Consider the following 21,173-nt stretch of genomic DNA (forward strand, 5'->3'; position numbering starts at 1 on the left):
CGCCTGCTTCGTTGGCGGGTGCGGGTCCGGTGGGGCTTCTCGCGCGGTTCCCCGCGCCCCTTGAGGGCCTACGGCCCTTTCGGGCCGAAAAGGCGCGGGGCGCAGCCCCTGCTTTTTCAGGGGCGCGGGGAACTGCGCGACCAGCCCCCACCGGGCCCGCGGTCGCGGACGAACCCGCGCCCCCGAGCCATTGGGCACCCGACAAAGCAAGCGCTTAGAAAAGTGCGGCCGGAGTCACACCCACCATCCCGTGACCCGGCCCATACGTACGGGTAACTTCCCCCACAGCCCTGCTTTCCGTACGCATGCCAATGGAGCCGTGATGCCCGAAGCCGTGATCGTCTCAGCCGCCCGCTCCCCCATCGGCCGCGCTTTCAAGGGCTCGCTGAAGGACCTGCGCCCCGACGACCTGACCGCCACCATCGTCGCCGCCGCCCTCGCGAAGGTCCCGGAGCTGGACCCGAAGGACATCGACGACCTGATGCTCGGCTGCGGCCTCCCCGGCGGCGAGCAGGGCCACAACCTGGGCCGGATCGTCGCCGTACAGCTGGGCATGGACCACCTGCCGGGCTGCACGGTCACCCGTTACTGTTCCTCCTCGCTCCAGACCTCCCGCATGGCCCTGCACGCCATCAAGGCGGGCGAGGGCGATGTCTTCATCTCGGCCGGCGTGGAGGTCGTCAGCAGCACCGCGCGCGGCACGAGCGACATCCCCACCGCCCGCAACCCCCTCTTCACCGAGGCCCAGGCCCGCACGGAGACCGTCTCCAAGTCGGTCGGCGCCTCCTGGCACGACCCGCGCGAGGACGGCCTGCTCCCCGACCCGTACATCGCGATGGGGCAGACCGCCGAGAACCTGGCCCGCCAGTGGGGCGTGACCCGCGAGGACATGGACGAGTTCGGTGTCCGCTCGCAGAACCTCGCCGAGGAAGCCATCAAGAAGGGCTTCTGGGAGCGGGAGATCACCCCGGTGACGCTGCCCGACGGCACGGTCGTCGCCAAGGACGACGGCCCGCGCGCGGGCGTCACCCTGGAGGCCGTGCAGGGCCTGAAGCCGGTCTTCCGCGAGGACGGCCTCGTCACCGCCGGCAACTGCTGCCCGCTGAACGACGGCGCCGCCGCCCTGGTCATCATGTCCGACACCAAGGCGCGGGACCTCGGGCTCACCCCGCTCGCCCGGATCGTCTCCACCGGTGTCTCCGGCCTCTCCCCCGAGATCATGGGCTACGGCCCCGTGGAGGCGTCGAAGCAGGCCCTGTCGCGCGCGGGCCTCACCGTCGACGACATCGACCTGTTCGAGATCAACGAGGCCTTCGCCGCCCAGGTGATCCCCTCCTACCGCGATCTGGACATCCCGCTGGACAAGCTGAACGTGAACGGCGGCGCCATCGCCGTCGGCCACCCCTTCGGCATGACCGGCGCCCGCATCACCGGCACGCTGATCAACTCCCTCCAGTTCCACGACAAGCAGTTCGGCCTGGAGACGATGTGCGTCGGCGGCGGCCAGGGCATGGCGATGGTCGTCGAGCGCCTCAGCTGACGGGAGGCGGCCCGGGGTCCCCGATTCCACGGGGCTCCGGGCCGTTTTGTGATCCAATCTCCCCCAGGATGTGACCTATCTCCCTCCGGAGAGCGATTTACGCAGGTCAGGGCCGTTTCAGCACCAAACATCGGGGCAAAAAAACTGCCCGATTCGTGACGTTACGCACTGACAGCTGGTTAGTCCGCCCTTCAAGCTGATGTAGGAAGTCGGGGGTCGACTTTGAACCGGGAGTACGTCAGTGAGCGCTATGCCGATCGCCTTGCTGCTCACCACGGCCGCCACCGCCGCCGTGGGCGTCGCCGTCCTGCGCACCCTCACGGGGCTGCGCCGGCAGGTAGCTGCCTTGCGCACCGAGCTTGCCGAGAGCCGGGCCGCCGGAGTGCGCGCACCGGTACCGGCCGCCCGTCCGGCCGCCGACACCGAGGAGATACGCGCCGCCGTCGCCGAGGCGCTGGCCGAGGAGCGGGAACGTGAGCTGGCCGAGGCACGCGCCTTCTGGGCCGCGCAGGAGTCGCGTGACGTCTCCTCCGACGCGCCCTCCCTGCTGGGCCTGCCCGAGAACGACCTGTTCCTGCCCCGGCAGTCCGATTTCGCGGGTCTGGAGCACCTGGAACCGGTGATCGAGCCGAGTCTCGAGGGCGACGAGTTCGCCGGGGACTCCGCGGAGCTGGCCGCGGCCCGCCGCCGCCACCCCTCGCACCCCGACTTCGTGCCGGTGCAGTCACCTGTCACCAACGACCACGAGCGCACGGTCGCCTGCCTGGAGGACCTCGCCGCGTCCCGCACCGAGCTGGCCGACGTCCGGCCGGGCCCCCTCGGCACCCTCGACGTCTATGTCTTCGCCGACGGCACCACGCTCTGCATGACCCCCGGCCACCGGGAGACCGCCGAACGCCTCGCCACGGCCCTCCAGACCGGCGACGTCCCGGTCCTCCTGGGCGGCTCGGGCATCTCCGGCGCCTACACCCTCACCTTCGAGTGCGGCGACGACATGGTCTACATCCTGGCGGACCGGGTCATCGCGTCACTGTAGGGAGCGCACAGCGCCCCGAAGGGGCGCGGGGAACAGCGCGAGAAGCCCCACCGGCCCGCACCCGCCACCAGACCGGGCGCCCCCGAGCCACTGGGCGCCCGACCTCACACCCCGGCCCGCCGCTGGGCCTCCTCCACCAAGGCCACCGCCTCGGCCAACGCGGCCTCATCCACCAACACCAGCGCGAGATCGTTCCCGGCGACGGTCACCTGGTCCGCCGCGGCGAACATCCCCGCGTCCGGCATCTCCCGAGCGGCGGCGTCCGGCGCCTCCAGAAGCTGGGCACGCAGTGCCATCTCCCTGGCCAGCCCCAGCGCCTCGGCGGCGGCACCCCGCTGCAGCCGGCTCTGCGGCGCGGCCCGCAACCGGTCGGCGAAATGGTCCACGGCACGGGTCAACGGTGTCGTATCAAGCACGCCGCGAGAGTACGCGCCCGCACCGGACTGTTGCCAACAGGCCGCCACTCAGGCAACGTGACCTGAAGGACCGGCTTACATTCCCCTTTCGTCCGGAGGCGCCGATGTCCCAAGTCTTCTCCGAGGAGACCCATCGCAACCTGCTCGCCCGCATCCCCCATTGCACCGGTCGTGAAGTCTCCGACTGGCTCCGCAAAGTCGACGAAGGCCCCGCTCTCTTCAACTTCGAGGAGAAGGTCAGCTGGCTCCGGCACGAGTACGACCTCGCGTACGGACACGCCAAAGCGATCATTCACGAGTACGACCTGAGGAGGGCCGCGCGGAAGCTCCGCTGAAGCCGCCGAGAACCTACGAAGGGCCCCCGAACCGCGAGGTTCGGGGGCCCTTCATCACTGCCGGTCGTGCTCGTGATCCTGCTCGTTCTAGTCGTCGCCGCTGAAGATGGCGACCAGGCGGAGCATCTCGACGTAGATCCACACGAGGGTCATGGTCAGACCGAACGCGGCCAGCCAGGCCTCGTCGCGCGGGGCGCCGTAGGCGATGCCGTCCTCGATCTGCTTGAAGTCGAGGGTCAGGAAGAACGCGCCGAGCAGGATCGCGAGGATGCCGACGATCGCGCCGAGCGGGCCCATGCTGCGCAGTCCGCCGTCGGGGGCGAGCCCGAAGACGACGAGGAGCAGGTTGACCGCCATCACGAGGATGAAGGCGATGGCGATGGTCATACCGATGCGGGCGTACCGCGCGGTGACCCGGATCCAGCCCGCCTTGTAGACCAGGAGGGTGGCGCCGGAGACGGCCATGGTGCCGAGCACCGCCTGGAAGGGCGCGCCGCTCCACTGAGAATTGAACATCTCGCTGAGCACACCGAGGAAGACACCCTCGAAGGCGGCGTACGTCAGGATCAGCGCGGGCGAGGCCTTGCGCTTGAAGGACTGCACCATCGCCAGGACGAAGGCGATGAGCGCGGCGCCGATGGCGAGGCCGTAGCTCGTGGGTGACACCGGCAGGAGGGCCCAGGCGAGGACCGCGCCGACGACGACCGTGCCGAGCGTCATGGCCGAGCGCATGACGACGTCGTCCATGGTCATGGCGCCCGTGCGGGCCGGAGCCTGCGGCGGGACGCCGTGCTGCGCGTCCTGCTGGGCGTAAGGGTTCGTCGCGTACGGGTTGCCGCCCTGCTGGGCGTAGGGGTTGCCCTGGGTGCCGACAGCTGCTCCCCCGGCCTGCGGCGCGGTGTTGAAGCCCGCGTGGCCGTTGTCGCGGCTGAACCCCCGTCGCGAGAAGACCGGGTTGCTGCTCCTCATTTCACTCCTCCATGGCCACCCTGCGCGGCCTTGGCTCAAGAGTAATAGGTAGGCAAAGGATTGACTCTAGTGCTTGGGGAGGATCTTTCCCTGCCTTGTCACCGAACACGCTACGCGTCTGCGTGATTCCCCGCCCCATCCCCCTCAACCCATGACCAACCCGGTACAAGCCCGTGATCACCGGAGGGCGACATGTGTGGTGATGGGGAGAAATGTGCGGGTTTGGTCGGAGGTGCCCGGAACCGGACTTGAACCGGTACGCCCGCGAGGGGCAGCGAGGTTTAAGCTCGCCGTGTCTGCATTCCACCATCCGGGCAGGCCATGGGCTCCGCAATGAGGTTCCGAGCCTATCGGGGCGCTTCCCCCGAACAGTCGATCAGCGGACCGATGTTGTCTTATTTTATTGACGTCTGAGGGTGCATCAGCCCACGGAACACGCCATCCGCACTTGCCAGTAGCCTTTCGGACGGCACGACCGGGTGTATGCGGAATGACGGAATTTCACCGCCCGAACGAGCGCCCCCACCGGATGCGCACACGGTGCCGCGGTGACTCGTGTCGGTCATGGCACCCCGCACCGGGTCGGAGCCCGCCGTCATCCCCAGGTATGACGCGGCACCCGCCGGTCCGTCAGAAGTCTGCCCCCGGAACCGGAACAGCGGCTGACTACACGGCGGTCCCGCGTCGCGACGATGGAGGCATACCGAACGCCGTCGCCCCGCAAGGAGTTCCCACCCGTGACCACCACTCCCCTCGCCGACCGGGCCACCGCCGTGGCCGCCCGCGCCACGGAACTGTCGAAGGTCTACGGACAGGGCGAGACCCGGGTGGTCGCGCTGGACCAGGTCTCCGTCGACTTCCGGCAGGCCCAGTTCACCGCGATCATGGGCCCCTCGGGCTCCGGCAAGTCCACGCTGATGCACTGCGTCGCGGGCCTGGACACCTTCTCCGCCGGCTCCGTCCGCATCGGCGACACCGAGTTGGGCTCGCTGAAGGACAAGCAGCTCACCAAGCTCCGCCGCGACAAGATCGGCTTCATCTTCCAGGCGTTCAATCTGCTGCCGACCCTCACGGCGCTGGAGAACATCACCCTCCCGATGGACATCGCGGGCCGTAAGCCGGACAGGCAGTGGCTGGACACGGTGATCGGGATGGTGGGTCTCGCCGACCGGCTGAGCCACCGGCCCGCCCAGCTCTCCGGCGGCCAGCAGCAGCGCGTGGCCGTGGCGCGGGCGCTCGCCTCCCGGCCCGACATCATCTTCGGCGACGAGCCCACCGGAAACCTGGACTCGCGTTCGGGCGCCGAGGTGCTGGGCTTCCTGCGCAACTCCGTACGAGAGTTGGGGCAGACCGTGGTGATGGTGACGCACGACCCGGTGGCCGCGGCGTACGCGGACCGGGTCGTCTTCCTCGCCGACGGACGGATCGTGGACGAGATGCACGAGCCGACGGCGGATCTGGTGCTGGACCGGATGAAGCGGTTCGACACCAAGGGGCGCACCAGCTAGCGGGGTTCGCCCCCGCCCGCCCTCACCCACTCCGACCCCGAAACAGGGATCCCTTCATGTTCCGTACCGCCCTGCGCAACGTGCTCTCGCACAAGGCCAGGCTTCTCATGACCGTGCTCGCGGTGATGCTCGGCGTCGCCTTCGTGTCGGGCACGCTGGTCTTCACCAACACCATCTCCCAGGCGCTGCAGAAGAGTTCGGCCAAGGGCTTCGACCACGTGGACGTCTCGATCGGGCCGGGGTACCGCCCGAACGAGGGCGAAAGCGTCACGGAGCAGCCGAAGTTGACGCCCGAGGTGCTGAAGAAGGTCGAGTCGGCGCCCGGCGCCGAGTCGGCGATCGGGGTGGTGAGCGGGTTCACCGCCCTCGCCGACAGGAACGGCAAGCTGATCGGCGGCGGCTTCCAGTCGCAGGGCGGGAACTTCTGGGGCAAGGACGACCCCCGGTACCCGATCCGGGACGGCGGACGCGCGCCCCGGGGCGAGAACGAGATCGCCATCGACTCGCAGACCGCGAAGCGCGCCGGGTACAAGGTCGGCGACACCGTCCGGATGTCCGTGGACGGCCCGGTCCTCACCCCCACCGTCACCGGGATCTTCACCACGGACGACGGCAATGTCGCGGCCGGCGGCAGCCTCGCCCTGTTCGACACGGCGACCGCGCAGAAGCTCTTCCACACCGAGGGCGAGTACGACGAGATCGCCGTGACGGCGGCGGCCGGCACCAGCCAGACCCAGTTGCGGAAGGCGATCGACCGGATCCTGCCCGAGGACACCGCCGTCACCACCACCGGCCGGCAGCTCGCCGACGAGCAGGCCACGCAGATCGCCGCCGAGATGAGCGGTCTGAAGAACGCGCTGCTGGTGTTCGCCGGGATCGCCCTGTTCGTGGGCACGTTCATCATCGCCAACACCTTCACCATGCTGGTCGCCCAGCGCACCAAGGAGCTGGCGCTGCTGCGCGCGGTCGGCGCCTCCCGCCGTCAGGTGACACGGTCCGTGCTGATCGAGGCGTTCGTGGTGGGCATGGTCGCCGCGGTCACCGGGCTGGCCGCCGGTGTCGGTATCGGCGCCGGGATGCGGGCCCTGATCGGCACCCTCGGCGAGACCGTCCCCGAGGGCCCGCTGGTGGTCTCCCCCGGCACGGTCGCCACCGCCCTGCTCGTCGGTGTGCTGATCACGATGGTGGCCGCCTGGCTGCCGGGCCGCCGCGCGGCGCGGATCCCGCCGGTCGCCGCGATGAGCAGCGTCCACGCGCAGGCCACGACCAAGTCGCTCGTCGTACGGAACACGATCGGCGCGCTGTTCTCCGGCGCGGGCGTCGCCACCGTCCTGTACGCCACCACGATGGACGGCTCGGACGGCCAGGCCCCGATGGGCTTCGGCGCGGTCCTGCTGATCGTCGGCGTCTTCGTCCTCACCCCGCTGCTCTCCCGCCCCCTGATCGCGGCGGCGGCGCCCCTCATGCGCGTCTTCGGGATCTCCGGCAAGCTCGCCCGGCAGAACTCGGTGCGCAATCCGCGCCGTACCGCCGCGACCGCCTCGGCGCTGATGATCGGTCTGACGCTGATCACCGGTATGACGGTGATGGCGGGCAGTCTGCAGCAGTCCATCGCCAGGATGGCCGCCGACGCGATCAAGGCGGACTACGTCGTCTCGATGGCCAACGGCAACATGCTCTCCCCCGACGTGGAGAAGAAGCTCGCCGGCACCGAGGGCGTCACCGCCGTCTCGCCGCTGCGCAACGCCGAGTCCCGGATCGGCGACGAGACCGAGTACCTCACGGGCGTCAACGGCTCGGCCATCGGCAAACTCACCGACTTCCCCATCGACGACGGCACGTTCAAGATCGGCGGCTCGGACGTCGTCGTGGACGCGGACACCGCCGACCGGCGCGGCTGGAAGGCCGGCTCGGAGTTCACCGCCGCCTTCCAAGGCGGCGAGAAGCAGCGGCTGACGGTCGCCGGGGTCTACGAGAGCAACGAGCTGATCCGGGGCATCCTCCTGGACAACGCGACCCTGACCGAGCGGCTGCCGGCCGCCGCCGACCCGGCCGACATGATGGTCATGGTCAAGACCTCGGCCGGGGCCTCCGACGCCACCAAGGACCGGCTGGAGAAGGCCCTCGGCGAGAACCCGGCGATCAAGGTCCAGAGCGGACAGGACCTCTCCGCCGACATCGCACGGATGTTCACACTGATGCTGAACATGCTCTACGGCCTGCTGGCCATGGCCGTGATCGTCGCCGTCCTCGGCGTCATCAACACCCTGGCCATGTCGGTGTTCGAACGCTCGCAGGAGATCGGCATGCTCCGCGCGATCGGTCTCGACCGGCGGGGCATCAAGCGGATGGTCCGTCTGGAGTCCCTCGTCATCTCGCTCTTCGGCGGAGTCCTCGGCATCGGCCTCGGCGTCTTCTTCGGCTGGGCCGCCGGTGAACTCATCGCCAGCCGGATGCCGACGTACGAACTGGTCGTCCCCTGGGCCCGGATGGCCGTCTTCCTGCTCCTGGCCGCCACGGTCGGCATCCTGGCCGCCCTGTGGCCGGCCCGCCGCGCCGCGAAGCTCAACATGCTCGCCGCGATCAAGTCGGAGTAGCCGGCGGAGGTGTACGTACGGGGGCGTGTGCATGGCCGCACACGCCCCCGTACGCGCGTTCAGGCCCCCCAGGTCCGGGCCCGCAGCGGGAGGCCCGACGCACCCCCTTCCGGGGGCCGTACGGCCAGCACCTGGTTGACGCCGAGGCGGTTGCGTTCGAAGCCGAGGGCGGAGGCGGCCATGTAGAGGCGCCAGACGCGGGCACGGCCGGGTCCGGCCAGGGCGGCGGCCCGCGCCCACCGGGCTTCCAGGTGGGCGACCCAGGCGCGCAGGGTGAGGGCGTAGTGCTCGCGCAGGGACTCCACGTCGCGAACCTCGAACCCGGCGCGTTCGAGCTGGGTGACCGTGATGCCGATCGGGGCCAGCTCGCCGTCCGGGAAGACGTACGCGTCGATGAAGCCGTCGACGGAGTACGTGCGCTCGTCGCGCTGCGGGCGCCGGGAGATCTGGTGGTTGAGCAGCCGTCCGCCGGGGGCGAGCAGCCGGTACAGGTCCTCGGCGTACGCCAAGTACTTGTCGGCGCCGACGTGTTCGGCCATTCCGATGGAGGAGATCGCGTCGTAGGGCCCGTCGGTGACATCGCGGTAGTCCTGGACACGGATCTCGACGCGATCGGTCAGGCCCTCCTCGGCGACGCGTTTACGGGCGTACGCGGCCTGCTCCTGGGAGAGGGTGACGCCGACGACGCGTACGCCGTACTCACGGGCGGCGTGCACGGCCATCGAGCCCCAGCCGCAGCCGACGTCCAGGAGCCGCGCGCCCGGGGTCAGGCCGAGCTTGCGGCAGACGAGGTCGAGCTTGTCGTGCTGGGCGGCTTCGAGCGTGGCGGTGCCGTCGGCGGCCGGCCAGTAGGCGCAGGAGTACACCATCGACGGGCCGAGGACGAGCTCGTAGAAGTCGTTGCCCACGTCGTAGTGGTGGCTGACGGCCCGTCTGTCGGTGCGCCGGGTGTGCCGGTGCCGGGCGCGGACCTCCTCGCGGGGCGGTTCGGGCGGCACGAGGACGGCGGGACCGGCCAGCTTCAGCAGGTCCCGGACCGCCGCCCGGACCTCCGGGTCGCGCAGGGCGTCGGTGAGGCTCCGGGCGTCCTCGTCCCGCTCCCACACATGTCCGGCCATCAGGTCCAGTACGGCGTACAGGTCCCCCTCGACACCCAGGTCACCGGCGACCCAGGCACGGGCGAGACCCAGCTCGCCGGGCTTCCAGAGCAACCGGCGCAGGGCCCTGCGGTTCCGTACCACCAGTGCGGGGGCCTCCGGCGGACCGGCCGTCGATCCGTCCCAGGCCCGCAGCCGGACCGGGAGCGGGGCTCCCGAAACCTGCTCGAACAGGGTCTTCAGCCGCGACGCGGCGTCCTGCATGGCGCACACCTCCGTGACAAGAGATCCCGGAATGTCCAACGCCAAACGTAAACACGGGGGCGCTCCGCCGCAGTCCTGGTGGCGAGGTGTGTTTTCGGCTGCGGGTGGACGGGGGCTGGTCGCGCAGTTCCCCGCGCCCCTGAAAGCCCAGGCCCCGCGCCCCTGAAAGACCACGGGGCTGCGGGCCTGAAAAGCAGCGGGCGCAGCCCCTGCCTTTCAGGGGCGCGGGGAACTGCGCGAGAAGCCCCACGCACCCGCACCCGCCGACGAACCGAACCCCCCACCCCCTCCCGCGCACGCCGAAGGGCCCCCCGCACCACGGATGGCGGAGGACCCTTCGGATGGTTCAGCGGGTCAGGAGGCCTTGGCCTTTTCCCCGGCCGAGCTCGCGGCAGCGACCGGCGCCGGCTTCGCCGCCTCGTAGAACTCCTCGCGAGGAGTCTCGATCGCGCCGAGGGAGACGACCTCGCGCTTGAGGAACATCGCGAGCGTCCAGTCGGCGAAGACCCGGATCTTGCGGTTCCAGGTCGGCATCGCCAGACCGTGGTAGCCACGGTGCATGTACCACGCCAGCCGGCCGCGCAGCTTGATCTTCAGCTTGCCCATGACGATCATCGCGACGCCCTTGTGGAGGCCGAGGCCCGCCACCGCACCCTTGTTGGAGTGCGCGTACTCCTTCTGCGGGAAGCCCCGCATACCGGAGACCACGTTGTCGCCGAGGACCTTGGCCTGCCGCAGCGCGTGCTGCGCGTTCGGCGGGCACCATGCGTTCTCGACGCCGGCCTTGCGGGCGGCGACGTCCGGGACCTGCGCGTTGTCGCCCGCGGCCCAGATGTAGTCGGTGCCGGTGACCTGGAGGGTCGGCGAGGCGTCCACGTGACCGCGGGGGCCGAGCGGGAGGCCGTAGCGGGAGAGGACCGGGTTCGGCTTGACGCCGGCGGTCCAGACGATCGTGTTGGAGTCGACCTCCAGGCCGTTCTTCAGCACGACATGGCCGTCGACGCAGGAATCCATGGAGGTGTTGAGGTAGACCTCGACCCCACGGCCCTCCAGGTGCTCCTTGCCGTACAGGCCGAGCTTCGGGCCGACCTCGGGGAGGATCTTGTCGGCGGCGTCGACGAGCACGAAGCGCATGTCCTCGCGGGACACGTTCTTGTAGTACTTCGCGGCGTCGCGGGCCATGTCCTCGACCTCGCCGATGGTCTCCGCGCCGGCGAAGCCACCGCCCACGAAGACGAAGGTCAGCGCCTTGCGGCGGACGTCCTCGTCGGTCGTGGAGTCGGCCTTGTCGAGCTGCTCCAGCACGTGGTTGCGCAGGCCGATGGCCTCCTCGATGCCCTTCATACCGATGCCCTGTTCGGCGAGGCCGGGGATCGGGAAGGTGCGGGAGACCGCGCCGAGCGCGATCACCAGGTAGTCGAAGGGCAGCTCGTACGCCTCGCCGACCAGCGGGGCGATCGTGGCGACCTTGCGGTCCTGGTCGATGGTGGTGACCCGGCCGGTGAGGACCTCCGCCTTGGGGAGCACGCGTCGCAGCGGGACGACGACATGCCGGGGGGAGATGCTGCCGGCGGCGGCTTCGGGGAGGAAGGGCTGGTAGGTCATGTACGACCGGGGGTCGACGACCGTGACGGTCGCCTCTCCGTAGCGCATCTTCTTGAGGATGCGCCGAGCTGCGTACAGGCCTACGTACCCACCGCCTACTACGAGGATCCTGGGACGCTCCGTGGTGCTCATGCCATCGAGTATGTACCCGCCATACGGGGGTCGCTCGTGCGCCCCTTCACAAGCTTCTTCACGCCCTCTGCTACACTGCGCGGCCCCTCTGGCCGGGTCCTCGGTCCACCAGGGGACCAGCCAGGGGGTTTGACCGTTGTCAAGGCCGCGTGAACTGCCGTTCCGGCCTCTCGGGGACCCTGGACCACCCTTCGGCTTCACACGGACGAGACCCCCGCGAAAACCCTTCGGGGACGCCCTGTTGACCCCCTGGAGCCCCGGAACGCTCTGTGGAGCCTCAAAACATCGCTCAACTGGGGCGATTCTCTTGTGAAGAACTTCACGAAGTTTCTCGGCGGAGGGTCGCCGACGGGTACCGAAGCACCCCTCGGACGCGCTCATGCGTTATCCACACAGCTCAAGCGAGGCTACCGGCAAGCAGTGAACACTTGCCCACAAGCGCGGGCGGGCCACGGGGAAAGCCGCGAAACCCGCCCGGCTCTCACGCCACGGACCAGGCGATTCCGTCCAGAATGTCGTGTTCGCTCACCACGACCTCCGCCGCCCCGATCCGCTCCATGATCGAGAGGAGGACGAGGGCGCCGGCCGCGATGACGTCCACCCGGCCCGGATGCATCGAGGGGACCGCGGCCCGCTCGGCGTGCGTGGACCGCAGCAGCCACTCGGTGATCTCGCGGACCCGGTCGTAGGGGATCCGGGAGTGGTGGATGGCCGCCGAGTCGTACGCGGGCAGGTCCTGGGCGATCGAGGAGAGGGTGGTGACCGATCCGGCCAGCCCGACCAGGGTGTGCGCCTCGCGCAGCGGCACGCTCCGCTCGGCGAGGTCGAGCGCGGCCTCGATGTCGGCGCGGATCGCGGCGATCTGCTCCGGCGCGGGCGGGTCGACGACCTCGCCGTCCCGTACGAGGTGCCGCTCGGTCAGCCGGACGCAGCCGATGTCCACGGAGCGGGCGCCGCGCACATGGTCGTCGCCGACGACGAACTCGGTGGAGCCGCCGCCGATGTCCACCACCAGATACGGCCGGGTGAGGTCGGTGCGGCCGGTCAGTTCCCTGGTGGCGCCGGTGAAGGAGAACTCGGCCTCCCGGTCGCCGGAGATCACCTCGGGCTCGACGCCCAGGATGTCGGACACCCCGCGGACGAAGTCGTCCCGGTTCTCGGCGTCGCGGGAGGCGGAGGTGGCCACGAAGCGGACCCGCTCGGCGCCCAGTTCCTTGATGACGGCCGCGTACTCCCGGCAGGCCGCGAAGGTCCGCTCCAGCGCCTCGGGGGCCAGCCGCCCCGTACGGTCGACGCCCTGGCCGAGCCGGACGATGGTCATCCGCCGGTCCAGCTCGACGAGTTCGCCGGTGGCAGGGTCAGCGTCGGCGACCAGGAGGCGGATGGAGTTCGTACCGCAGTCGACGGCGGCGACCCGGGTCACCGGGCGTCCTCCTGCCCGGTCTTCTCGGGCGACGACGCCGGCACCACGCAGGGGCCCTTCGCCCACCACTCCGGCAGCATCTCGATCGCCTCGTCGCCCAGCGGGTTGACGCCCGGCCCGGCGGCCAGCGAGTGCCCGACGAGGACGTGCAGGCACTTCACCCGGTCCGGCATGCCGCCCGCGCTCGGGAAGCCCTCCAGGACCTCGATCTCGTCGCGGCGGGCGAGGTAGTCCTCGTGCGCGGCCCGGTAGGCGGCGGCCAGTTCGGGGTCGGTCGCCAGGCGTTCCGTCATCTCCTTCATCACGCCGTTCGCCTCCAGCGTGCCGATCGCGGAGGCCGCGCGCGGGCACGTCAGGTAGTACGTCGTGGGAAAGGGCGTACCGTCCGGCAGGCGCGGCGCCGTCTCGACGACGTCCGGCTGACCGCAGGGACAGCGGTGCGCGATCGCGCGCAGCCCGCGCGGCGGACGGCCCAACTGCTGCTGGAAGGCCTCGACATCGGCGTCGGTCGGCTCGGTGCGCGGGGTGGGCGGCGGAGGGGTCTGCATAACCTGCTACTCAAGTCCTCGGTGTGGCTCATCGGTTCACGGTCACGGGGCGACGATCACGGGGTGCCCGTTCGGCTGTCGGCGGCGTCGGCCTTGTCGACCCCGTCCCAGACATTGGTGTACCAGGGACGGTCGGCCGCCCCCTGTGTCGTACGGGACTGCTTCGCCGCGTCCGGGTCGATCATGGTGTAGCCGGTCTCGCCCGGCATCACATAGTGCAGCCGCTCCCGGATGCGCTGCTCGGCGTACGCGTCGTCCTTCCAGCGCGCCTTGAGGTCGCGCAACTCCTCGACCCGCTCGCGCGCCTCCTGCCGCTGCCGCTGCGTGTCGGCGATCTCGGCGCGCTGGGAGACGTACTGCCTTATGGGATAGGCGAGCGCCACGATCATCGAGCAGAGGACGAGGGCGAGCAGCGCGGCCCGGCCGGTCAGCCGGGAGCGGCGGGCCTGGCGCTTGGTCTGGGAGCGGTAGACCCGGGCGGCCGTCTGCTCACCGAGCACCTTCAGCCGGGTCGCGGTGGAGAAACGGTCCCGGTCCCGGTCCTTCACGGCCATGTCCCGCTTCCCCTTCTCCTGTGCGTCCGGCGAAAGTCATACGCGCGCGCATTGCAACGTCCCCGCACACGGTACGGGACCGAGTACGGGGACGTACGTACGACGCTTCCTACTTGCCGTTCTGCCGGTGTCAGCCCTTGAAGCGGGGGAAGGCGGAGCGGCCGGCGTAGACCGCGGCGTCGTCGAGGATCTCCTCGATGCGCAGCAGCTGGTTGTACTTGGCGACGCGGTCCGAGCGGGCCGGGGCGCCGGTCTTGATCTGGCCGCAGTTCACGGCGACGGCGAGGTCGGCGATGGTGACGTCCTCGGTCTCGCCGGAGCGGTGGGACATCATGCACTTGAAGCCGTTGCGCTGGGCCATCTCGACGGCGTCCAGGGTCTCGGTCAGCGAGCCGATCTGGTTGACCTTGACGAGCAGGGCGTTGGCCGAGCCCTCCTCGATGCCGCGGGCGAGGCGCTCGGGGTTGGTGACGAAGAGGTCGTCGCCGACGATCTGGACCTTGTCGCCCAGCTTCTGGGTGATGACGTTCCAGCCGGCCCAGTCGTCCTCGTACAGCGGGTCCTCGATGGAGACGAGCGGGTACGCGGAGACCAGCTCCTCGTAGTACTCCGTCATCTCGGCGGCCGAGCGGGACTTGCCCTCGAACTCGTACTTGCCGTCCTTGTAGAACTCGGACGCGGCGACGTCGAGCGCGAGCGCGATCTGCTCACCGGGGACGTAACCGGCCTGCTTGATGGCCTCGATGATGAGGTCGAGCGCGGCGCGGTTGGACTCCAGGTTCGGGGCGAAGCCGCCCTCGTCGCCGAGGCCGGTGGACAGGCCCTTGGTCTTCAGCACCTTCTTGAGGGTGTGGTAGACCTCGGCGCCCCAGCGCAGGGCCTCGGAGAAGGACTCCGCGCCGATCGGGGCGATCATGAACTCCTGGATGTCGACGTTGGAGTCCGCGTGGGATCCGCCGTTGAGGATGTTCATCATCGGGACGGGCAGCAGGTGCGCGTTCGGGCCACCGAGGTAGCGGAACAGCGGCAGGTCGGACGCCTCGGAGGCGGCGTGGGCGACGGCGAGGGAGACGCCGAGGATGGCGTTGGCGCCGAGGGAGCCCTTGTTGTCGGTGGCGTCCAGGTCGAACATGGCCTGGTCGATGAGGCGCTGCTCGGTGGCGTCGTAGCCGACCAGCTCCGGGCCGATCTGCTCGATGACGGCGAGGACGGCCTTCTCGACACCCTTGCCGAGGTAGCGGTTGGGGTCACCGTCGCGCAGCTCGATGGCCTCGAAGGCGCCGGTGGAGGCGCCGGACGGAACGGCGGCACGACCCGTGCTGCCGTCGTCGAGGCCGACCTCGACCTCGACGGTGGGGTTGCCTCGCGAGTCGAGGATTTCCCGGGCTACGACGACGTCGATGGACGGCACGAGCATCTCCTTCATGGGATGTGACGCTGGTTGTGCGGGGCCGCTTGGGCCTTGCGACTAGAGCCTAACCGCCCCCGGGCCGTCGGCAGCCGACCGACCGTCCCGTGGACAGACAGACGGTACCTATTGTTTCAGCTCGGAACAAAGGGGGGTGGGCGAGAAAGTGAACAGAAAGAGGGAGAGGGCAGAAAGAGGGAGAGGGAGAGGGAGAGGGAGAGGCCCGGGAGGCGGGCAGGAAAAAGCCCCGCCCCGGTGCGTACGGGGGAATGCGCACCGGGGCGGGGAGCCCGTGGGGACGGGGGGACGGCCCTCACGAGGTCTTCACTATGGAGGACACGGATGTGAGCGGGCTGTGGTTCAGCTGGGGAGCGGCCAGATTTTTCGGCCCTGCCGGCCCCCCCCTCACGGGCCACGACGGGTCAGCTCAGGTGGAGCTGCTGGCCCGGGTAGATGAAGTCGGCGTCGTCGATGATGTCCTTGTTCAGCTCGAAGAGCTTCTCCCAGCCACCCTTGACGTTCTTCTTCTCGGCGATGGCGCTGAGGGTGTCGCCCTTGACGACCTTGTACTCGCCGTCGCCCTTCTTGACCTTCTTGCCGGTCGGGGTCTCGACGGTGGCGCGCTCGGAGGAGCGGGAGGCGCGAGTGTCCTCGGTGCTCTTCTTGGTGCTCTCCCGCGAGTTCTGCTGGGTGTTCTGCTGGGTGTTCTGCTGCGCGGAGGAGCCGGAGTCCGAGTTGCCGCTGGAGGCGGCGGCGCCGTCGTACGAGGCGCTGGACAGGCCGGTGCCGCAGACCGGCCAGGCACCCTTGCCCTGGCCCGCGAGGACCTTCTCGGCTATCGCGATCTGCTGGGCCTTGCTCGCCTGGTCGGCGGTGGAGGCGTACTGCGTACCGCCGTAGGCGGCCCACGTGGAGGCGGAGAACTGCAGGCCGCCGTAGTAGCCGTTGCCGGTGTTGATGGACCAGTTGCCGCCGGACTCGCACTGGGCGACGGTGTCCCACTCGGAGGCGGTGGCGGCGGAGGCGCTGCCGGCGACCATCAGCGGGGCGGCGATGGCGGCGGCGCCGGTGACACCGGCGACGGCGATGGCGCGAGCGGCCTTGGACGGGCGACGGTGCTTGCCCTTGCTGGAAAACAGCATGGAGTGATCCCCTCACCGACGCCTGCGAGGTGAGCTGTCGGGTTCGGGCCGGTTGAGTTGCCCGGCCGCGCACGCTCACCTCTCGGCTCACGTCACGCGGCTTCACCCCGAGCCGGTCCAGCGTGAATCGCTGGGCGCGGCACTTACCTTGGGTCCCCCGCTCCTGCCTACGGCGCTTGACGCGACGACTGTTCCTTGCGGCCGTTGGCAGGATTCGGCGTACCGACCGCAGGGGCCCGCTGTGGCGAGCGGTCACGACCGTAGGCATGTGATTCGCCGGATTTCAAAGACGATCAGGGGGTCTGTGATTCATCTCCCACATAGATCAAAACGGGCATTCAAGGGCGAACCATGACCCGAACTGCCGCTACTTTTCGCCCGTTTCGGCACCGACTTCGAGGGTCTGACCGGGAAGGATAAGGTCCGGGTCAGTTCCGACCGTGTCCCGGTTCTCCGCGTACAGCCCGCGCCACCCGCCGTCCAGGCCGAGCGAGTTCACGATGCCCGTCAGGCTGTCGCCGACCTGGACGGTGTACGCGCCGTCCGCGCCCTCGCGCGCCGTGTCGCCGCCACGGGAGGCGTGACGGCCGGAGGGCGCGGAGTCGGTGGCGCGGGAGTCGTCGGCCGCGCCCTCGCCGGCACCGGCCTCGGCGCCGGCGCTCTCGTCGGCGCTGGCGCCGCGGTGACGGCCGGTGCCGCCTTCGCCGTCCTCGCCGTCCTCGCCGCCCTCGGCGACCGAAGAGCTGTCGGACTGTGGCGACTTGTCCGATTCGGTGCTCTCGGAGTCCGTGGAGCCGTCCGAGCCGGTGCCGGTCTCGGCCTTCGCGGAACCGTCGAAGTCCTCGGAGGGCGAGTCGCTCGACGTACCGGGTTCGGCGGAATCATCCGAATCACCCGACTTCGCCGAATCGTTCGAGTTGCCCGAGCCGCTTGAGCCGCTCGATCCGCTTGAGTCGCCCCCATCGGCCGAACCGGATGATTTGGATGAACCGGAGGAATCAGACGAACTGGATGAATCGCGTGAATTCGTCGAGTCGTCCGTGACGCCCGTGTCCACGTCGGCGGAACCGGAGTCGCCGCCGAGGTTGTGGAGCAGTCCGCAGGTGGACCAGACGCCGACGCCCTGGTCGGCGAGGACCTTCTCGGCTACCGCGATCTGCTGCGAACGGCTGGCCTGGTCGGCGGTCGTCGCGTAGTCGAGGCCGCCGTAGTCGTTCCAGTTCTCCTGGGTCAACTGGAGGCCGCCGTAGCGCCCGTTCCCGGTGTCCGCGCTCCACGAACCGCCGCTCTCGCAGTCCGCCACCTGGTCCCAGGTGGTTCCGTCGGCCGCGCTCGCGCCGGTGGCGCCGAGGAGCGGGATCGCGATGACCGAGCCGGTCACTCCGGCGGCGACGAGGAGGGCCGGAGCCTGGCGGGGGCGACGGTGACGACCGTTCCCGGAGAGCATGCGGTTGCCTTTCACACGACAGCAGTGACCGGTGTGAAGGATGTGGTGACCCCTTCGCACTGACGTGTGAACGTAGCCGCAGTCGATCAGTTGTCACAAGTTAATGCAGCGTAGATCACGTGAAGATCACAGACTTGAGGGAGTGTCACTTCCCGCCGCGGAATGAGGTAGTGCTACGGGCTGCCCGGGTCCGCTCACGGACCGCTTCCGCGGGGTGAATTCGACCGGAAGCGTACGCAATCCCCGCATGATGAGCCCTCCTCGCCATCTCAGATCGGCGGAATCCACCGCGAGTCGAAGGTCGGGGAGACGGGTGAGGAGCGTCGCCAGCGCGGTCTGGCCTTCGAGGCGGGCGAGGGGGGCGCCGAGGCAGTAGTGGATGCCGTGGCCGTAGCCGAGGTGCTGGTTGTCACGGCGGGAGAGGTCGAGGGTGTCGGGGTCGTCGAAACGGGCCGGGTCGCGGTCGGCCGCGGCGAGGACGACGAGGACGGGGTCGCCGGGGGCGATGTCCTGGCCGCCGATGGTGAGGGGCTGGGTGGCGAAGCGCCAGGTGGCGAGTTCCACGGGGCCGTCGTAGCGGAGGAGTTCCTCGACGCCGGTTTCGAGGAGTTCGGTCTCCCCGGCGGCCAGGGAGGCCTGGAGGCGGGCGCGTTGCTCGGGGTGGGTGAGGAGGGCGTAGGTGCCGTTGCCGATGAGGTTGACGGTGGTCTCGAACCCGGCGAACAGCAGGATGAACGCCATCGCCGCGGCCTCGTTCTCGGTGAGGTGCTCACCGTGGTCGGAGGCGCGGATGAGCGCGGAGATGAGGTCCTCGCCGGGGGCGGGGTGCTCGGTGAGCGCTTCCCGCTTGCGGTGGATGAGGTCGGCGAGATAGCCGCGCATCTTCTTGACCGACCGGGCGACACCGCCCCTCGGCCCGCCGCCGTGCCGGATCATCATGCCCGCCCAGTCCCGGAAGTCGTCCTGGTCCTCGCGGGGGACGCCGAGCATGTCGCAGATCGCGTAGATGGGGAGGGGGAACGCGAACTCGTGGATGAGGTCGGCCTCGCCCTTCTCCGCGAACCGGTCGATGAGCTGATCGGTCAACTCCTGGACGCGGGAGGCGAACTCGGCGACCCGGCGGGGAGTGAACGCCTTGGAGACGAGCCGGCGGAGCCGGGTGTGGTCCGGCGGATCGATGTTCAGCAGATGCGTCATCAACTCGGCCTTGCGCTCACCGGGGATACCGGTCTTCCCCTTGGCGTGCGCGGGCTCGTCGTGATGCGCCGGATTCTTGGACAGCCGCCCGTCGGCGAGCGCCTGCTTCGCGTCCCCGTACCGGGTGACCAGCCACGCCTCCACCCCACTGGGCAGCCGCGTCCGGTGCACGGGCGCGTGCTCACGGAGCCAGGCGTACGCCGGATACGGATCGGTCGCGAACTCCCAGGTGAAGAGCTCGGGCCCGCCGGTCCCGCCGGGGGCACCCCCGGAGGTGCCCGCGGGGACGCCCGCGGGGACGCCGGGCGACGTGCCGGTGGAGGAGGATGCGGTCTGCTTGGTCACCCACCGACGGTATCCGCCTGCCCCGGCGCCCCTCCCCCGCTCCCCACCGCCCGGTCGGGGAGGACCACGACCCGGCCGAGCGTGGGATCGAAGCCCAGGACCGGACTGTCGTCCACGCCCTCCGGACACATCAGGACCGGCTTGCCGAGGTGGCGGCCGATGGATCGGAGGAACCCGCAGAACGCGTCGAGTCGGTCCTGACCCTGGATCTCCCGCAGGTCCATGTCGAAGTCGATCTCCTCGTCCGCGTGGAAGCGGAAGATCGCCAACATGTCCTGCGTCGGCCGGACCCTCAGCTGGGGGCATTCGGCGTCGTGCGGTCGGGCCAGGACGTGGGCGGCGCTCGGCACCGCGAGAGTCGTGCCTCCTTCGCTGTACTCGTGCTGCCAGCCACTCTCCACGACGAGGTCGAGGAGAGCCTGCCAGTCGTCCGCCGTGGTGTCCGGGACATGGAGGTCCGGCAGTGCGCCCATCGAGTCGGGGTCGAACTTCTCCTTCACCTCGTCCCACACCAGGTCAGGAGTCCCGTGGCTCCGATACATGTCAGCGCGTGCCCAGCCCCTCCGCCGCCCGGATCGCGTCGCGGTAGGTGCGGGCGGCTGCTCGGAGGGCTGTTTCTGGGTCGAGGCCCTTGGATTCGGCCTGGGCGGCGAGGGTGAGGAGTTCGTAGCCGATGTCGTCGCCGGGGGGTGGGGGGACGGTGAGGCCGGCGGTGCGGGCTCGGGAGGAGAGTTTGGTGGCGAGGGCCAGGGCGGGCTGGCCCAGGGGGATGCCGTCCGTCACCGACTCGCGGCGCTTCTCCACGGCCTTGGTGCGGAGCCAGTGCGCCTTGACCTCCTCCGGGGTCGTGGCCGTGGCGTCGCCGAAGACGTGCGGGTGGCGGTGGATGAGCTTGGTGACGATACCGGCGGCCACGTCGTCGATGGAGAAGGGGGTGTCGGGGTCGTCCTCGGCGATACGGGCGTGGAAGACGACCTGGAGGAGGACGTCGCCCAGCTCCTCGCGGAGTTCGTCGCGGTCGCCCTCCTCGATGGCCTCGACGAGCTCGTACGCCTCCTCGATGCCGTACTTGGCGAGGCCGTCATGGGTCTGCCGGGAGGACCAGGGGCATTCGGCGCGGATGCGGTCCATGACCTGGACGAGGTCGAGGAGGCGGGCGCCGGGGAGGTCGTAGGAGGCGGGGAGCAGCTCCAGGGACGGCATCCGGACGCGGCCGGAGCCGGCGAGGCGGGCGAGGCCGTCGGTGAGGCCGGGTTCGCCCTCGGCGGTGGCCACGACGACCACGGTGCGGTCGCCGGCGCAGGCGTCGACCAGTTCCTCGGCCGTCGGGGTCGCCCGCTCCACCGCTATGCCCGCCTCCCGGAGGTAGGGGAGCTGGGGATGTGCCTCGTCCGCGCAGAGGACGCGGTCCGCCCCGTGCAGTGCCTGCCAGGCCGGCCAGGACAGCAGGCCGGGCGCGACCCGGTGGCTGGTGGTGAGCAGGACGACTCGGCCGGGCGAGGGGGACGGGGTCTCGGGGGCCGTGGGGGCGGGGGCGCCGTCGGGGCGGTGTGCGTTCACCCCACGAACGTAACCCACGTCACGGACGACCCCCGAAGTTGTCCACAGGC

General features: G+C 70.0%; 18 protein-coding genes, 1 tRNA gene and 1 riboswitch. Of the genes, 5 read left to right on the plus strand and 14 right to left on the minus strand.

What is annotated here, in order from left to right:
- Positions 1–322 precede the first annotated feature (322 nt).
- The gene (locus F9278_RS18885) at positions 323–1,540 is read left to right on the plus strand and encodes an acetyl-CoA C-acetyltransferase (protein ID WP_152169413.1); all 1,218 of its coding nucleotides are present in this window, start codon (positions 323–325) and stop codon (positions 1,538–1,540) included.
- Between the two features lie 250 nt (positions 1,541–1,790).
- Positions 1,791–2,576 carry a hypothetical protein gene (locus F9278_RS18890; RefSeq protein ID WP_152173952.1) on the plus strand — a complete coding sequence of 262 codons (786 nt, stop codon included), beginning with the start codon at positions 1,791–1,793 and terminating at the stop codon, positions 2,574–2,576.
- Positions 2,577–2,680: 104 nt separating this feature from the next.
- Here the strand turns inward: F9278_RS18890 and F9278_RS18895 are convergent, their stop codons facing one another.
- Entirely contained in the window at positions 2,681–2,992 is a 312-nt protein-coding gene (locus F9278_RS18895) for a hypothetical protein (RefSeq protein ID WP_193241545.1), read from the minus strand.
- Between the two features lie 104 nt (positions 2,993–3,096).
- Here F9278_RS18895 and F9278_RS18900 point away from each other — a divergent pair, with 104 nt between their 5' ends.
- Complete coding sequence (locus F9278_RS18900; RefSeq protein ID WP_152169414.1) at positions 3,097–3,327, plus strand: DUF4287 domain-containing protein; 231 nt, start codon at positions 3,097–3,099, stop codon at positions 3,325–3,327.
- Positions 3,328–3,414: 87 nt separating this feature from the next.
- Here F9278_RS18900 and F9278_RS18905 read toward each other — a convergent pair whose 3' ends face one another.
- The gene (locus F9278_RS18905; RefSeq protein ID WP_152169415.1) at positions 3,415–4,296 is read right to left on the minus strand and encodes a Bax inhibitor-1/YccA family protein; all 882 of its coding nucleotides are present in this window, start codon (positions 4,294–4,296) and stop codon (positions 3,415–3,417) included.
- A gap of 233 nt (positions 4,297–4,529) precedes the next feature.
- A tRNA-Leu gene (locus F9278_RS18910) sits at positions 4,530–4,612 on the minus strand.
- A 421-nt stretch (positions 4,613–5,033) separates the two neighbouring features.
- Here F9278_RS18910 and F9278_RS18920 point away from each other — a divergent pair.
- A complete protein-coding gene (locus tag F9278_RS18920) occupies positions 5,034–5,804 on the plus strand; it encodes an ABC transporter ATP-binding protein (protein WP_152169416.1) in 771 nt (256 codons plus the stop codon).
- A 56-nt stretch (positions 5,805–5,860) separates the two neighbouring features.
- A complete protein-coding gene (locus tag F9278_RS18925) occupies positions 5,861–8,401 on the plus strand; it encodes an ABC transporter permease (protein ID WP_152169417.1) in 2,541 nt (846 codons plus the stop codon).
- 59 nt (positions 8,402–8,460) lie between these two features.
- Here F9278_RS18925 and F9278_RS18930 read toward each other — a convergent pair whose 3' ends face one another.
- The 11 genes from F9278_RS18930 to F9278_RS18980 all read right to left on the minus strand — a co-directional run bounded on the left by F9278_RS18930 (position 8,461) and on the right by F9278_RS18980 (position 21,123).
- Positions 8,461–9,762 (minus strand): SAM-dependent methyltransferase, encoded by a 1,302-nt coding sequence (locus F9278_RS18930; protein ID WP_152169418.1) that lies wholly within the window; start codon positions 9,760–9,762, stop codon positions 8,461–8,463.
- Between the two features lie 354 nt (positions 9,763–10,116).
- On the minus strand, positions 10,117–11,499 hold the full coding sequence (locus F9278_RS18935; RefSeq protein WP_152169419.1) for an NAD(P)/FAD-dependent oxidoreductase: 1,383 nt from the start codon (positions 11,497–11,499) through the stop codon (positions 10,117–10,119).
- A 481-nt stretch (positions 11,500–11,980) separates the two neighbouring features.
- Entirely contained in the window at positions 11,981–12,922 is a 942-nt protein-coding gene (locus tag F9278_RS18940; protein WP_152169420.1) for a Ppx/GppA phosphatase family protein, read from the minus strand.
- Positions 12,919–13,470: a DUF501 domain-containing protein gene (locus tag F9278_RS18945; protein ID WP_152169421.1), complete on the minus strand. Its 552-nt coding sequence runs from the start codon at positions 13,468–13,470 to the stop codon at positions 12,919–12,921. Before F9278_RS18945 ends, F9278_RS18940 begins: the two co-directional genes overlap by 4 nt.
- Before the next feature lie 56 nt (positions 13,471–13,526).
- Positions 13,527–14,024, minus strand: a complete 498-nt coding sequence (locus F9278_RS18950; RefSeq protein ID WP_152169422.1) for an FtsB family cell division protein — start codon at positions 14,022–14,024, stop codon at positions 13,527–13,529.
- A 130-nt stretch (positions 14,025–14,154) separates the two neighbouring features.
- Positions 14,155–15,441 (minus strand): phosphopyruvate hydratase, encoded by a 1,287-nt coding sequence (gene eno, locus F9278_RS18955; protein WP_062645226.1) that lies wholly within the window; start codon positions 15,439–15,441, stop codon positions 14,155–14,157.
- 413 nt (positions 15,442–15,854) lie between these two features.
- Positions 15,855–16,574 carry a transglycosylase family protein gene (locus F9278_RS18960; protein WP_152169423.1) on the minus strand — a complete coding sequence of 240 codons (720 nt, stop codon included), beginning with the start codon at positions 16,572–16,574 and terminating at the stop codon, positions 15,855–15,857.
- 4 nt (positions 16,575–16,578) lie between these two features.
- A riboswitch (cyclic di-AMP (ydaO/yuaA leader) is annotated at positions 16,579–16,759 on the minus strand.
- 182 nt (positions 16,760–16,941) lie between these two features.
- Positions 16,942–18,021 (minus strand): LysM peptidoglycan-binding domain-containing protein, encoded by a 1,080-nt coding sequence (locus tag F9278_RS18965; protein WP_152173954.1) that lies wholly within the window; start codon positions 18,019–18,021, stop codon positions 16,942–16,944.
- 126 nt (positions 18,022–18,147) lie between these two features.
- Complete coding sequence (locus F9278_RS18970; protein ID WP_226966807.1) at positions 18,148–19,563, minus strand: cytochrome P450 family protein; 1,416 nt, start codon at positions 19,561–19,563, stop codon at positions 18,148–18,150.
- Complete coding sequence (locus tag F9278_RS18975) at positions 19,560–20,105, minus strand: hypothetical protein (protein ID WP_152169424.1); 546 nt, start codon at positions 20,103–20,105, stop codon at positions 19,560–19,562. The genes F9278_RS18970 and F9278_RS18975 overlap by 4 nt, the downstream gene beginning before the upstream one ends.
- Before the next feature lies 1 nt (position 20,106).
- Positions 20,107–21,123: a nucleoside triphosphate pyrophosphohydrolase gene (locus F9278_RS18980; RefSeq protein ID WP_152169425.1), complete on the minus strand. Its 1,017-nt coding sequence runs from the start codon at positions 21,121–21,123 to the stop codon at positions 20,107–20,109.
- Between the last annotated feature and the right edge of the window lie 50 nt (positions 21,124–21,173).

This window comes from Streptomyces phaeolivaceus (assembly GCF_009184865.1).
In the GTDB taxonomy this organism is placed as follows: Bacteria; Actinomycetota; Actinomycetes; order Streptomycetales; family Streptomycetaceae; genus Streptomyces; species Streptomyces phaeolivaceus.

Bases quoted from the DNA above. Each gene is read 5' to 3' on its own strand.
- F9278_RS18945 (WP_152169421.1), bottom strand. From the start codon at position 13,470: ATGCAGACCCCTCCGCCGCCCACCCCGCGCACCGAGCCGACCGACGCC.
- F9278_RS18960 (WP_152169423.1), bottom strand. From the start codon at position 16,574: ATGCTGTTTTCCAGCAAGGGCAAGCACCGTCGCCCGTCCAAGGCCGCT.
- F9278_RS18930 (WP_152169418.1), bottom strand. From the start codon at position 9,762: ATGCAGGACGCCGCGTCGCGGCTGAAGACCCTGTTCGAGCAGGTTTCG.
- F9278_RS18965 (WP_152173954.1), bottom strand. From the start codon at position 18,021: ATGCTCTCCGGGAACGGTCGTCACCGTCGCCCCCGCCAGGCTCCGGCC.
- F9278_RS18890 (WP_152173952.1), top strand. From the start codon at position 1,791: ATGCCGATCGCCTTGCTGCTCACCACGGCCGCCACCGCCGCCGTGGGC.
- F9278_RS18925 (WP_152169417.1), top strand. From the start codon at position 5,861: ATGTTCCGTACCGCCCTGCGCAACGTGCTCTCGCACAAGGCCAGGCTT.
- F9278_RS18975 (WP_152169424.1), bottom strand. From the start codon at position 20,105: ATGTATCGGAGCCACGGGACTCCTGACCTGGTGTGGGACGAGGTGAAG.
- F9278_RS18900 (WP_152169414.1), top strand. From the start codon at position 3,097: ATGTCCCAAGTCTTCTCCGAGGAGACCCATCGCAACCTGCTCGCCCGC.
- eno (WP_062645226.1), bottom strand. From the start codon at position 15,441: ATGCTCGTGCCGTCCATCGACGTCGTCGTAGCCCGGGAAATCCTCGAC.
- F9278_RS18885 (WP_152169413.1), top strand. From the start codon at position 323: ATGCCCGAAGCCGTGATCGTCTCAGCCGCCCGCTCCCCCATCGGCCGC.
- F9278_RS18935 (WP_152169419.1), bottom strand. From the start codon at position 11,499: ATGAGCACCACGGAGCGTCCCAGGATCCTCGTAGTAGGCGGTGGGTAC.
- F9278_RS18950 (WP_152169422.1), bottom strand. From the start codon at position 14,024: ATGGCCGTGAAGGACCGGGACCGGGACCGTTTCTCCACCGCGACCCGG.
- F9278_RS18905 (WP_152169415.1), bottom strand. From the start codon at position 4,296: ATGAGGAGCAGCAACCCGGTCTTCTCGCGACGGGGGTTCAGCCGCGAC.